The following is a 14,583-nucleotide window of genomic DNA, read 5'->3' as shown; positions in this document are numbered from 1 at the left end:
AGACAATCACCTGCTTACCTACACCGACGAGAACGGCGATCCTGTAAACATTGATATGAATGTCGGTAGGCTCGAGTATGATCCCGACAATCACCTGCTTACCTACACCGATGAGAACGGCGATCCCGTAAACATTGATATGAATGTCGGTAGGCTCGAGTATGATCCAGACAACCACCTGCTTACCTACACCGATGAGAACGGGGACAGGGTGGATATCGATATGAATGTCGGAAAGCTGGAATACGATCCAGACAATCACCTGCTTACCTATACCGATGAGAACGGGGACAGGGTGGATATCGATATGAATGTCGGAAAGCTGGAATACGATCCAGACAACCACCTGCTTACCTATACCGATGAGAACGGGGACAGGGTGGATATCGATATGAATGTCGGAAAGCTGGAATACGATCCAGACAATCACCTGCTTACCTACACCGACGAGAACGGCGATCCTGTAAACATTGATATGAATGTCGGTAGGCTCGAGTATGATCCCGACAATCACCTGCTTACCTACACCGATGAGAACGGGGACAGGGTGGATATCGATATGAATGTCGGAAAGTTGGAATACGATCCTGACAACCACCTGCTCACCTATACCGATGAGAACGGCGATCCTGTAAACATTGATATGAATGTCGGTAGGCTCGAGTATGATCCCGACAATCACCTGCTTACCTACACCGACGAGAACGGTCAGACCACCAACCTGGACATGGCGCCCGTTGTCAAGAACCTGGAGACGGTGACCGAGCTGGGCAGTGAGATAACCACCAATACCGATGGCGACGCGGTATACCGGCTCACCTACTCTGCGGAGGACGGCGTAGACGACGTCATCGACGTCAAAGCCAATAATGGCCTTAACATCGATGTAACAAGCGGAGCTATACAACTCGGTGGCCCACTTATAAAACCGAAGACTACGATCCAAACAGACGCAGACAACACCTTAGCCATCGCCGGCTTGGAATATTCAACCGCAACAGACGACAAAATTGTCGTAGCCGATGCAATAACCGGGGAGCTAAAAGCCCTAAAAGCTGCTATGCCGAAATTCTTTTACATGCCTTCCATTATTATCCCCACAGCAGCGGATCAAGTGGAAAACCCTTCCGAAGAACCATTCGGCACCATCGATTTATATAAAAAATATCAAAAACAATTTGGTTCGCCACAAGTCTCGAGCCCTGGGGCTCAACCCCTTCCTGTATTACCAGCTAACGAACTTTACTATTACATTACATGGTATGACCAAATGGTGTTTGAAAATATAACGGTAGATGAATACGGAGTATTACGCTACGAAATTAAACCCGATGCCGATGTTACCCTCGGCTCATTCATGAATATTGTATTTGCCGTAAAACAAAATTTATGAAACACATTGCCTTTTTAACCGGATGTTGCTTGTACATATTTCTAACATTACAGGAAGTCCAAGCGCAATCCCCGTGCTTTCCTTCCCAGCCGACCACTGCAGCCTACGCTCAAGGCGGAACCAGTCTTTACAAAGAGCAAGTTCTGTGGTTAACATGGGGGGCGGAGCTCAGCAACGTTGACAACTATCAATATGGTCGACATGATCAACCGCTAAACAACGGCTCCGGCTCTTACGCCTCCATACCCTTGGGTGACGGGAAATACCTTTGTGTAGAAGCGGTTATCAGCAATATTTCCCCCGGTGGGGAAATCAAAAGCTACGCTCCTGGAAATTATGGCGGCGATTCCATGGATGACATGTACCACATCGGAGGTACCGACGCCAGTAATCAACTTGTAAACGGTATAAAAACAAGTGGCCAAACAGTAAGTTTCACCATCACCTGCAAAGCAAGATTGGATGGGATACCCGTAAGGTTGGCCGGCTTGGTGCTGGGCGATGCAGAATCCTTGAATAATTCGGGAGAATTCTTTCACGTCACCGCCGATGGAACATGGAACATTGTTGAATTAAAAAAAAACCTGGCAAATACAGCTCCCTATATGGTAGAAAAAACCACCGAAGCAGGAACTACCCGACAACGGATTCATTTCCAAAAGGGCAATAACGACAACACAGCCGCCGTATCTTTCCTCACATTTAACTCCTCCGCCTATGGCGCTTTCAACGACGACTATGAGGTTTCCTTTGACGTCACCTTACGTGGTACCGGTACAACCGCTCTCGCCTTAGGACTCCTCACGATCAATGCCGATCGAGGCGACGCACCGGAGTCCTACGGTGCCCCGCTTCACCTGTTTGACGGAACCGCCCTTAGTGACGATGAAATTACCATGGGAGTGCCCGAAAACCTAAACAGGCCAGATTATACCCCAGGGGCGCTCGTGTCGGAACCATCCACCTATCTTGGATCCACTGGCCCTGATCCGGATGCCGTGCCCCTATACAGCGAAGACGCCCTTGGTGACGATAATGATCCGGACGGACCGACAAACGAAGAAGATGCCTGGCCCGCTGCACACAAGCGTTGGTCATATAACGCAACGTACAAGAAAGGGAATACGATAGCCGTCGAGATTCCTTATCAAGGTTCGGCAAACGCTCGCATTGTCGCATGGATAGATTTCAACTGGAACGGGGAATTCGAAGAAAGTGAACGGTCCTCCACCGAAGCTCCTGCAGGCACTGGCACCGTAATACTAAGATGGACCATTCCCGAAAATCGCATCGCAAAGAGCACCTACGCAAGAATACGGTACGCTGTTAACGAAGACGAAATACTGTCTCCGACGACCGTCGCATCCAGCGGCGAAGTGGAAGATCACTTCATTTATATATTAGGCCCCGCGACAACAAACCCCATGCTTCCTTCAAAAGTAAAACAGCCCACACAATCGCCGTAAATGATGGAATACTAAAATGAGCCGTGCTTGTCGATATATCGTTTGCTGTTTGGTGTTTTTCCTCGCGAAGCATCTGGTGTATGCCCAAACCGGCGCCGGCAGCACCACTGCCGACAACTCGACCGTCATCATTGAGCCGGAAACCGTGGAACTCCGTTTTGCCGAAACCACCTACTTCGGCCCAAATGCCCATTGGATCATCAACGGCACACTCGAAATCTGGAGCCGCAATATCTGGATTGCTCCGACCGCCACCTTTACCGGCACAGGCAAAATCATTATCCACGACCCGGGCACCAATCCGTTCTACGAAGACATGCCCACCAGCCCTACTCAAATCGATGGTAACAATGGCAGGCTCATCGGTGTAACCATCGAACTGCGTAACCCAAGTAATCTTGTCCTCGCCGATCTCACCGACCCGGGCTATCACATCAACCTACCGGCCAACAGGCCACAAGCAGCTGCACTCCACCTCAACAGCCACTTTGAGTTTGCCGTAGATAGCGGCGATATAATACTCAACGGCCATAACCTATACATCGGCGAACAAGGGAGCCTCCATAATTACAGCCGCGAACGGATGATCGTAACCGGCAACAGTATCACCGGACACATCGTGAAAACCTATGCCATGACCAATCCGTTTACTTTTCCCGTGGGCATAGCAGAAGGCGACTATACGCCTGCGACATTGTCTCCGGCTAGCAAAACTGCCTTATACGTGGCGGTACAAGATTACGCGGCCTCACCGGCAGTGGTCGAACAACCACAGGCCGGAATGGATCGCGTGTGGCACATCTACGCCGACCAACCCGTATATACGGCCTATACGCTACAACACAACAGCATCACCAACGGCACGGCCTACGTCGATGAGCAGGCCCAGATTGTCCAATATGCGGGTAGCGGCAACTGGATGGGCGGCAATACCGAACGAATCGCGCAGGGTACACACACCCGCGACTGGGTGACAGCAGCCACTGCATCTGCTGACGACAGCTGGCTGACAAAATTGGTATCGGACAATCGAGGGCCGCAAGCCAACGATGATGAACACGAAGGGCCCTCTGGTCGACGGCTCACCGTCGTCGTTCTTGAAAACGACCTGCCTGGAAACAGCCCCATTTTGGTCGGTCGGGTACGCGTAGTCGTACAGCCAACACATGGAACGGTTTTCATCAACAGCGACGGTAGTATCACCTATACATCCAATATCAAATACGTCGGCGACGACTCCTTCATCTATGAAATCACCGATGAAAACGGACTGAAGGATTTTGCGACTGTCCGGATGACAATCACATATGCCGAATTGCTCATTCCAAATGCTGTGACGCCCAATGGCGACGGTAAAAATGACCTGTTTGTCATTCAGGGACTGGAAAACTACGATAACGGCGATCTGACCATTTTCAACCGCTGGGGCAATGAAGTATACCGCAGCCACAGCTATCAACAAGATTGGGGTGCAGCAGGGGTAAGCGAAGGCACATACTATTATCGCCTCGTGCTCATCAAAAACGGCGTAGAAACCATCCACAAGGGGTGGGTGCTCGTAAAAAGATAATAAAGGAGACGGCCTACCGATATGAGAAGAACATTCAAAATCCTCGCCTTGTTGCTCTGCTGGAACGCCATGCTCCCCGTGCAAGGTCAGCAAAATATCCAGTTCACCCAATATGTGTTCAATTCCATGAGCGTGAATCCAGCCTATGCGGGATATAAGGAGGAACTGTTTGCCCAACTCGGACTCCGCAGCCAATGGGTGGACCTGGAAGGAGCACCCCAGACCGGTTTATTGTCATTGGATGGCTTGCTCGATCTCTATGGCGCACGGCGCCATGGCGGCGGCATACAGCTCATGGCCGACCAGCTGGGGCCGCAAACCGCCACCTCGGCTTACCTCAACTATGCATACCGGCTTCGTCTCGATCGTGAGGACACCCAACGGCTTAGCTTTGGCGTGGGGGCAGGGGTGACCCAATACAGCTTGGACGGTACTAAGATTATCGTGCTGGACGATGGTGATCAGACGCTTCCCACCGGAAAAATCAGCAACTTCGTGCCCGATCTTCGATTTGGCATCTACTACCACAATGCCAGGTGGTATGCCGGGATTTCCCTCATGGACCTGCTCTCGGGCAACAGCAGCGATAACCTGTTCCGGTGGGATCAAACCACTACTGACCACATCCGGCGCAGACGGCACTTATATATTATCGGGGGAATGTTGGTAGACCTCAACGAATCCGTCAAACTGAGGCCCAGCCTCCTGTATAAAGACGATTTCATGGGCCCTCCCAGCTTGGACATCAGTGCAATGGCCATCTTTGGCGACCGATTGTGGTTGGGCGGCGGCATCCGTACTGGTGTCTCCGCATTCCGCCGGGATTATCAGCGCTTCACGGGCAACCGCCTCAGTGGCATGAACTCCACCTCGTTCCTCATGCAGATCTTTGTTACCGAAAGGCTCCGCATTGGGTATTCCTATGACTACATGCTGAGCCGCCTCAATGGCCTGCAAAACGGATCGCATGAAGTGACATTGGGCGTCACGTTAGGGCGACCACTTGACCGGGTCAAATGTTATTTCTAACGGCTTGCTATATTTTCCGGAAAACGACAGTGGCATTATGACCGCCAAAGCCAAATGCATTGCTCATCGCCACGTTGATTTTGTGGGGTAACGCTTCATGGGTCACAATATGGATGCCCTGCGGAACAGCCTCGTCCAGCGAATCGATGTTAATGGTGGGCGGAATCAGCTGTTCGTTTATCGCTTTTATCGCAATAATCGCTTCAATGGCACCGGCAGCACCCAGTAAATGTCCCGTCATCGACTTTGTCGCGCTGATACGCAGGTTTTCCGTGTTGCCCAAAGCCGCACTCACCGCTTTCAATTCGCTGATGTCGCCAATGGGTGTGGACGTTGCGTGCGGATTAAGGTAATCCACCTCCGCTGGCGATATTCCCGCTTCCTTCAATGCCAGCTCCATCGCTTTGGATGCGCCGATCCCTTCCGGATGCGGAGCCGTCATGTGATAAGCATCCGCTGTCATGGATGCACCCACCAATTCGGCATAGATAGGTGCTCCGCGTCGTTTCGCATGTTCGTATTCTTCCAGAATTAATGCTCCTGCACCTTCGCCCATTACAAAGCCGTCCCGATCCCGGTCATACGGCCGACTTGCATGTTGGGGGTCGTCGTTACGCGTAGACATCGCCTTCATTGCCGAAAACCCACCAATGGAAGCCGGTGTGATGGGGGCCTCAGAGCCTCCTGTAACAAACACCTTCGCTTTGCCCATCTTGATGTAATTGAACGCATCCATCAAAGCCGTGTTAGACGTTGCACAAGCCGAAACAGCTGTGTAGTTAATACCCTGCAACCCGAATTTCATCGAGATCATGCCCGAAGCCAAGTTAACGATCAATCGCGGGACGAAAAAGGGACTGAAACGTGGTGTATATCCGCCAGTAACATATTGGGTCACCTCTTGTTCGAAGGTTTCCATGCCGCCTTGTCCCACTCCCCAGATCACACCGATATCAAACGGGTCCATCGTCGAAAGATCAAGTCCCGAATCCTCCAGCGCCTGCGACGCCGAATACAGCGCATATTGCGTAAAGAGGTCGCTCCGCTTGATTTCATTCCGGTTTAAATAACGCTCCGGCGAAAAATCTTTTACTTCACAGGCAATCTGCGTGCGGAATTGGCTTGCGTCAAACCGCGAAATGGTACCCGCACCGCTTACACCGTTGATAATATTCTGCCAAAACGTTTTTACATCGTTACCCAAGGGCGTAACGGCCCCCATTCCGGTAATGACTACTCTTACCATAATATCAAATTTCCGGCAAAAATAGCAAATAAAACCGGTTAGCTAGCCTACCCGTTCTTTCCGGTACATCCAATAAAAAAATTGCGGCAGCACGGTAAACGAAAGTAGCATGCAAACCTGCAATCCACCCACAATCATAATGGCCAAAGGTTTTTGGATTTCAGACCCCATGCCAGTGGAAAGCGCAGCAGGCAGCAGGCCCATAGATCCCATCAACGCAATCATCACGACGGGACGGATACGGCTGTACACGCCCTGACGGATAGCCGCCGCCAAGGGCAGTTTCCGACGGTACATATTTTCTTTCATGACCGCGATAAGGATAATGGCATTAATTGTATTGACGCCGAACAAGATGATGAAACCGATTCCTGCGGAGATACCAAACACCGTTCCGGTCGCCCATAACGATAAAAATCCGCCCACAAAGGCAAAGGGGATGGTACCCAGTGCGACCAGCGTATCTTTGTAGTTGCCGAAATTGAAGTACAGCAGAAACAGGATTAGCACCAGCGCTATCGGCACCACCACAGCCAATTGACGCGAAGCTCGTTCCTTACTTTCAAATTCGCCCGCCCATTCCACCTTGTTCATTTTTGGGATGTTCGTCTCCAACGCTACTTTGCGCTGAGCACCAGTAATCGTGCTGCCTAAATCCCGTCCCTCGATACTGAAACCTACACCGATGTAGCGGCTGCTTCCTTCGCGATAAATGAACGTTGGTCCTGTATGAAACCCGATCGTAGCAATTTCGCGGAGCGGAACGGATTTCCCATCCATGGTAGGTATCAAGATGTTACCGATCTTTTCATCATCATCCCGATACGCCGCCTGAAAACGCAGGCGTACATCGAATAACCGTTCGTTTTCATAAAATTGTGTAGCCGCCTGTCCGCCGATAGCCATTGCCACTACCGCCTGTACATCCGCCGTGTTCACCGCGTAACGAGCCATTTTGCTGTCGTGCAGCTGGATACGCAGCTCCGGAAGCCCGATATTTTTATAAACTTTCAAATCCGTAATGCCCGGAACCGTTGCCAATACCTTTTCCACCTGACCTGCGTAGTCTTCCAGCTGGCCCAGGTCATCACCAAAAATCTTCACAACCAACGCACTTTTTACCCCCGCTACGTATTCTTCCACATTGTCTTGGATGGGTTGGCTGAACCCAAAGTTGATGCCGGGATAGGCTTCCAGTTCCCCACGCATTTCGCTGAGTAATTGATCTTTATTGACCTTCCGTTTCCAGTCCGATTCGGGAAATAACTGGATGTGAAATTCAACATTGAAAAAACCAGTAGGATCGGTTCCATCGTTCGGCCTACCCGTTTGGCTCATCACAAATTCTACTTCCTCAAAGGCCCTTAATTTTTGACGCATCTCATTGGCCAAACGTACGGATTCGTCCAGGTTGACACTGTTGGGTAAGGTTGCCCGCACATAAATCGCACCCTCGTTCAGGCTCGGAATAAACTCGGAGCCATAAAACAAAAAGCGTATCCCGCAGCCAACCACCAATACAGAAAAGCCAATCAGCGTCAGCCGCCGATGGCGCTGACTCCACTCAAATAGAAGCGAAGCTCCGCGGTGGAATCCGCTGGAAATGAAGTTCTCTTTTTCCCGGATATTCCGCCGCAGCAGTACCTTGCACATGGCAGGTACGTAGGTGAGGCTAAGAATGAGCGAGCCCAGCAGGGCATACCCCAGGGTAAAGGCTAATGGCGAAAACATCTTGCCTTCCACCTTCTGAAAGGAAAAGATAGGAAGCAAGGCGACGATCAGGATCAGCTGAGCGAAAAAAACATAGGTAGCCACGCTGGCTACACTTTTTTTGATGATGCCCAGCTTGATCGAGCGGTTAAACCGTTCCATACCCATCAAATCAGCCCGCTTGCGCATGCCGACGAACACGCTTTCGACAATCACCAGCGTTCCTTCCAGGAGCAGCCCGAAATCCAATGCACCCATGGAAATGAGGTTGGCGGGCAATCCTTGAATGCGCAGCATAACGATGGCAAAGAGAAAGGCCAGGGGGATGACGGAGGCTACGATAACGGTGGTACGCCAATTGAATAGGAAAATAAAGACGACTACCGATACCAACACGATGCCCTCTATCAGATTCCTGCTTACGGTATGTACCGTCGCTCCCACCAACTCGGTACGGTCGATAAACGGAACGATGCTGACATTCACCGGTAGGATGCGCTCATTGAGTTCATCGATCTTTGCTTTCAGCCGTGCGATGACATCTCCGGGATTTTCCCCACGGAGCATAATGACAATGCCTTCCACCAGATCGTCGTCGTCCTGAAACCCTACTTTGCCGAGCCGTGGCTTGGCCGATACCACCACCTGGGCAACATGCTTCACCAATATGGGGGTACCCCCTTTCACCGTGATGAGGATGTTCTCGATATCCTCCTCTTTGTCGAGCAGACCAATGCCCCGCACCACGTAGGCCTGATCTCCCCGCTGGATCACATCGCCCCCCACATTGATGTTGCTTTTGCTGACGGCTTCATAAACATCCAATGGAGACAGGTCGTAATTGACCAGCTCCGTTGGATTGATCTTAACTTCGTATATTTTTTCCTCCCCACCGAAGCTCACCACATCGGCCACACCTGGTACGCCCACCAATTCACGCTCAATCACCCAGTCGTGTATGGCTGTGACTTCTTTAATGGGAAGGTCGCTCTTTACCACATACCGGAAGATTTCACCCGTCGCGCCCGAAGGAGGTTCGATGTCCGCCGTAGCCCCCTCGGGTAGGTCAACCCCCTGCAAGCGGTTTGATGCATACTGTTGTGCATAGAAGTCGTCCACTCCATCTTCGAAGATTAAGGTCACTACCGACAACCCGAATAACGAGATAGACCGTACCTCCGTTTTGCGGGGAATCGTATTGACTTCTTTGGATACTGGCAGCGTAACGAATTTCTCTACCTCCTCCGCGCTTCGCCCCGGCCATTGGGTGATGATACGCGCACGGGTATTCGTCACATCGGGATACGCCTCAATCGGCGTATGCACAAGGCAATAAATGCCTACACCCAGCAGCAGCGCAGTGAAGAAAAAGACAATAAATGTATTTTTGAGCGAGAAGGAAACCACTCCCTGAACCAACTTCTTCATTCGCTATCCCTTTATTTTTTCATAAATGAGCAAATGGTTCTCCGTAACCACGCATTCACCTGCCTTCAAGCCTTCGCTTACGAAACACCAATCTTGGTCGCGGGAAAGCAGGGATATACGCCGCAGTTGAAGGTCGCAGTCTCCGCCGTATACCACTGCAAAATATTGGTTGTCGTCAAAAATAACGGCATCTGCTGGCAGGGCAACCGTTGCGTTGCCGGTACGGCGGGTCACCACAACATCGGCAGACATACCCGGTTTTAATTTCAGGCCCTCATTGGCAATCACAATACGAGCTTTGAGCACCCGCTCATGGCGGTCAAACACCTGTGGAAGTGCCGAAATACGTCCATGGAAAACTGCTCCGGGATAGGCAAGCGTGCGGATCTCGGCATCCACGCCCTCCTTCACAAATTGCATGTCGGTTGCATACACGTTAGCCATCACCCACACATCGGCGAGTCCGGATACCGTAAACAGGTTGTCTCCATCGTTAATTGGCATGCCTGAATTGATGTTTTTCTCCACAATGTAACCGGAAGACGGCGAGCGGATTTCAAAAGTGCCCTGTGCCGGATTGGGGTGAAAAAGAGACAGGTTCGCCTCGATATTCCCCAGTTCGGCATTCAACTTTTCAAGTGCCGATTTCGCTTCCACGAGATCCCGATCTGAAGCAATATGGTCCGCATGCAGGCCTTGTGCCGCAATCAGTTGGCGTTCGGCAAGCCGTCGCTGTAATTCAATGCTTCGCTTTTCGGCCAACAGGGAATGTAGCGCTGGACTTTTAAATGTGGCCAGGAGTTGTCCTTGCTTCACGAAATCACCCAGGGAAAAATAGGTCTGTATCGTCATGCCCGTTACCCAGCTTACGAATTGCACCATCTTGTCCGGATTGTATGAAACCTCACCCGTCAGTGTAATGTGTTGGGTAATATCCCGTTCCTGCAACGTATCCAATGCCAGTTGACCACGTAAGCTTTCGCTCAGGCAGAAGCTCGTAGGCTTTTCTTCAACCAATTGCTCTCGCGGCTCGCACGCAGCGGCCAGCAGTACCACAAACCAACTATACCGTTTTATCATATGTTTTTTTAGTAGGGAAGTTGACTCCCCACGTGGTACCGGAGCGCTTCGTATTGCACACGCAATTCTTTTTCGGTAACCAGCAGGATGTCTTTTGAATGTAAATACGCGTCCAGAAAATCGAGGTATTCCAATAGGCTGATGTGCCGTTCGGCAAAATTCCGGTGGTAGCTCGTCAGCAGGGTATCCATGTCGGCTTCATACTGTGTGCCCATATGTTCCCTGCGTGCAATGATAGCCAGCAGGTCTTTCCATATTCGGATGACTTCGCTCTCCACCTCGTTCTTTTTGTTGTCTGCCAGCAGCCTGCTTTGCGCCAGCATCGATTGAGCGGCCTTGATATTGCCCTGGTTACGGTTGAAAAAGGGGAGATCTACCGCGACACCGAGCCCTACGAAGTCACGCATGATGTTTCCTCCGCGGTCATAACCTGCATTGACGGTCACGTCGGGCACCCGTTGTGCCTGCTCGTACCGCAACTGCCAATCGGCCTGAACCGTGCCCGATTGTAGGGCCGCAAGTTCGGCATTGTAGGTAGTTGCCCATTCTCGTAGGGTAGGGACATCCAACGCGTTAAGAACATCAATAGGGACATCGGGGAGACCCCCGCCGGCGAGGACCAGCTCCTCTTGTGGGGCCAGTCCCATGAGTGTCTTCGCATGCCGCTGGGCTTCTCCATTCTCTCGCCGAAGGTCATCGATGGCTTTCATCACTTCCACTTCAGAAGCCCACAATCGCATGTATTCGCTGCGACTGATGTTTCCCTGAACGACCTGACGCTGATACCCATGCAGCAGTTGCCGCAGTTTCCCCAATACCTCTTCGTAAACAGCCATTCCCGCTTGCGTACGGTATAATTCGGTTATTTGGGTGCGGAATTCGACTTGCAGGCTTCGAAGCAGATCCTCGAAGTAATGCTCCGCCACAACCAGGCCAGCCTCCTCTACAGCGATGCGTTTCCGCCGTTTGCCCGCCGTTTGAATGAGTTGCTCGACATCCACCGCCACTTGGGCGTGGTTGCCCCAGTCACCGAAAAGGTGGCCCAGCGCTTCAGCGCCGCCGTTGGACCAAGGGTTCACTTCACCGATGGACAGCACCGGATTAGGCCATAATTTGGCCTGTATCACCTGTGCTTTCGCTATATCGATATCCAGCTTACCAGCCAATAACCGGAGATTGCGTTGCAGGAAGACTGCTTCGGCCTCTGCAGGGGTTATCGTTAAGGTGTCCGAAGCATATTGCGCAGGGGCATTTGTCGCCAGGCAACAAAATACCAACGCCGCCAGGTAACGAAAGCCCACTTTCATGGACGCCCCTCCTCATTCGAGCCCTTGTCCGTCTTATCACCTTCCGGTTGGGGTTCCTCCTCCTGTCCGCGCTTAAACTCACGCACGCCGCGACCGAGGCCACGCATCAATTCCGGTATTTTCTTCCCCCCGAATAACAACAGGCAGGCCAGCACAATGAGCAGCATTTCCTGTCCGCCAATACCCATTACACCCAACAAAACCGATTTTTCGTAAACCATAGCTCTTATTTTGTATGGCTACAAAAGTAGGGGCGCAACATTAGAACGGGATTAGAACCCGATTAAAGTTGCCTAAAGGTAAACATCACTTGGGTGCCACACGCATCGGAGGCCAGGGAAAAAGCAACACCATTTTGCTTACAGATAAGCACCGCCAGGGAAAGGCCAATGCCGCTTCCCTTGGTGTTGCCCACATTGCTGCCCCGGTAAAAGGGCTGATGCACAAGTTGCAATTCCGTTGGGGGTATACCCGGCCCGTGGTCTTGTACAGTGAGCCGCAGCGCTCCATCCGATTCGGCAAGCGTGATGGCCACTGGTTTTCCTTGCGCATATTTCACGGCGTTGTCAATTACATTGTAAACAGCCATTTGCAATTGGTTGCGATATCCCTTTACAACGAGACGATCTGCGTCGGCCACGGAAATGTCCAGCCCCACCAGTGGCTTGGCTTCGGGCCACCGTTCAAAAATCCGGTCCATTACATCCCATAGCAGCTCGTCTATGCGGTAGGTTGCACTGCCTTGCGAGTCCGTGCGAAGACCCGCCAGTATCATCAGGTTGTTGAGAATATGTTCCAGCTGTGATACCTCCGTCAGCACCGTCTCACTCACTTTTTTGTACTCGGTGGGTGTACGGTCCCGTTGCGCAAACACTTCGAGGTTACCCGTGATGGATGCCAGCGGCGTCTTGAACTCGTGCGATACGTAATTAATGAAGTTCTTTTGAATGACAAAATTCTCCGAAAGCCGCAACAGCAATCCATTGAAAGTCTCGATCAGCTCATGCAGCTCGTCCTTCGTGCGCGGAAGGGTCAACGCCCGTTCCAGGTTGTGAGCCTGAAGCTGGTTCACTTGGCGGATCACCGATGAAATCGGCCGGTAAGCGATCCGTGATAACACATAACTTAACAGAAAAATAAGCAGCAGGCCAATGGCAAGAGCAACTCCCATCGTAAGCAGCAACTGATTGCGCTGTGCAGCGAAAAAGGAATGGTCGGCCGCTACCACTACGACAAAGTCTCCCTGATTGTCGGGATAATGCAGGCCGTAGTAATAATATCCCGCCGTTTTAAAGCGTACCCGGCCCTCGTCCCGGATACGTTGCAGCATTGCAGGCGTAGCGGCTTCTCTCAACTGTCCGTTGCCATAACGCAGACGACCGGACCGATCGTATACTTTGACATCCGTTTGCTGTATCTCCGCTTCAAAATCCACCCGGATTCGGTTGTGTTCCCGGGTAGAAAGTTCATCTTCTTCCAGGTAAAACATGGCTGATAGCAGTCCGGTCTTTTGCAGATCGCTGAAAATAATACGTTCCGAAGTAATGACGAATGTATAATAGACAACAAATGCCACCAAAGCAAATACCACACCGAAGGTGAACGATGAAATAAGCGTAAGCCTACTACGGACGGTCATGGTCTGAAATTCATTGGGGTTCTTTCCATAAATAACCGGTGCCCTTCACCGTGTGGATAAATTTAATTCCCTGTTTCTCAATTTTACTTCGGAGATAGGAAATGTAAACATCCACTACATTGGTACTGTTGTCAAAGTTAATGCCCCAAACCGCATGGAGCAACTGCGTCCGTGGCACTACGCGCCCCTGGTGTTCGAGCAGGTACAGCAGCAACTTGTATTCCTTGGGCGACAGCGCTATTTCTTCGTCCTGCAAAACGACCCGGTGTTCATCGGTATTGATAATTAAGGGGCCACTGCGATGCGATTGTCCGCCACGCTGGTGAGACAGCTTTGCACGACGCACCAAGGCATTGATCCGCGATAGCAGTTCGTTGAAATGAAAGGGCTTTACCAGGTAATCGTCCGCTCCGCTGTCCAAAGCCGTAACTTTGTCATCGGGACCATCCAGCGCACTCAGTACCAGAATCGGAGTGGTGTTGCGTCGGTAGCGGATCAGCTTTGTCAGCTGCACGCCGTCTATACCGGGCAGCATGATGTCCATGAGAATGACATCCCATTGGTGTTCACTTATCCAGTCCCTGGCCCGTTCGGCAGTAGACGCCAGCACAACGGAGTGCCCCGCTTCCTCCAGGCCCTTAATTACAAAATCACTGATGCGGCTATCATCTTCAACGAGCAAGATGTTCATGACGGTCAAAGATAAGGTTTTTAT

At 51.3% G+C, this 14,583-nt stretch carries 11 protein-coding genes; 4 read left to right on the top strand and 7 right to left on the bottom strand.

All coding sequences use genetic code 11. The features are described from left to right. From BMZ56_RS12080 to BMZ56_RS12065, 4 genes are all read left to right on the top strand, one after another. A partial coding sequence (locus BMZ56_RS12080; RefSeq protein ID WP_177195139.1) for an RHS repeat protein occupies positions 1-1,393 on the top strand: 1,393 nt, incomplete at its 5' end. Then, positions 1,390-2,859: a CshA/CshB family fibrillar adhesin-related protein gene (locus BMZ56_RS12075; protein ID WP_090626892.1), complete on the top strand. Its 1,470-nt coding sequence runs from the start codon at positions 1,390-1,392 to the stop codon at positions 2,857-2,859. The genes BMZ56_RS12080 and BMZ56_RS12075, both read left to right, overlap by 4 nt. 16 nt (positions 2,860-2,875) lie before the next feature. Beyond that, positions 2,876-4,429, top strand: a complete 1,554-nt coding sequence (locus BMZ56_RS12070) for a T9SS type B sorting domain-containing protein (RefSeq protein WP_090626890.1) — start codon at positions 2,876-2,878, stop codon at positions 4,427-4,429. A 21-nt stretch (positions 4,430-4,450) separates the two neighbouring features. Then, positions 4,451-5,458 carry a PorP/SprF family type IX secretion system membrane protein gene (locus BMZ56_RS12065; RefSeq protein WP_090626888.1) on the top strand — a complete coding sequence of 336 codons (1,008 nt, stop codon included), beginning with the start codon at positions 4,451-4,453 and terminating at the stop codon, positions 5,456-5,458. 7 nt (positions 5,459-5,465) lie between these two features. Here the strand turns inward: BMZ56_RS12065 and fabF are convergent, their stop codons facing one another. The 7 genes from fabF to BMZ56_RS12030 all read right to left on the bottom strand — a co-directional run bounded on the left by fabF (position 5,466) and on the right by BMZ56_RS12030 (position 14,559). Beyond that, complete coding sequence (fabF, locus tag BMZ56_RS12060) at positions 5,466-6,704, bottom strand: beta-ketoacyl-ACP synthase II (RefSeq protein ID WP_090626886.1); 1,239 nt, start codon at positions 6,702-6,704, stop codon at positions 5,466-5,468. Between the two features lie 42 nt (positions 6,705-6,746). Beyond that, positions 6,747-9,842, bottom strand: a complete 3,096-nt coding sequence (locus BMZ56_RS12055; protein WP_090626884.1) for an efflux RND transporter permease subunit — start codon at positions 9,840-9,842, stop codon at positions 6,747-6,749. A 3-nt stretch (positions 9,843-9,845) separates the two neighbouring features. Then, positions 9,846-10,922 carry an efflux RND transporter periplasmic adaptor subunit gene (locus BMZ56_RS12050; protein ID WP_090626883.1) on the bottom strand — a complete coding sequence of 359 codons (1,077 nt, stop codon included), beginning with the start codon at positions 10,920-10,922 and terminating at the stop codon, positions 9,846-9,848. Between the two features lie 8 nt (positions 10,923-10,930). Then, a complete protein-coding gene (locus BMZ56_RS12045) occupies positions 10,931-12,229 on the bottom strand; it encodes a TolC family protein (protein WP_090626881.1) in 1,299 nt (432 codons plus the stop codon). Further along, entirely contained in the window at positions 12,226-12,450 is a 225-nt protein-coding gene (gene tatA / locus BMZ56_RS12040) for a twin-arginine translocase TatA/TatE family subunit (RefSeq protein WP_245893189.1), read from the bottom strand. The genes BMZ56_RS12045 and tatA overlap by 4 nt, the downstream gene beginning before the upstream one ends. A 62-nt stretch (positions 12,451-12,512) precedes the next feature. Next, positions 12,513-13,868, bottom strand: a complete 1,356-nt coding sequence (locus BMZ56_RS12035) for a HAMP domain-containing sensor histidine kinase (protein WP_090626879.1) — start codon at positions 13,866-13,868, stop codon at positions 12,513-12,515. Between the two features lie 10 nt (positions 13,869-13,878). After that, on the bottom strand, positions 13,879-14,559 hold the full coding sequence (locus BMZ56_RS12030) for a response regulator transcription factor (protein ID WP_090627256.1): 681 nt from the start codon (positions 14,557-14,559) through the stop codon (positions 13,879-13,881). Positions 14,560-14,583: the final 24 nt, after the last annotated feature.

The organism is Parapedobacter indicus, assembly GCF_900113765.1.
Taxonomy (GTDB): Bacteria; Bacteroidota; Bacteroidia; order Sphingobacteriales; family Sphingobacteriaceae; genus Parapedobacter; species Parapedobacter indicus.
This window is presented reverse-complemented; position numbering and strand designations above follow the sequence as displayed.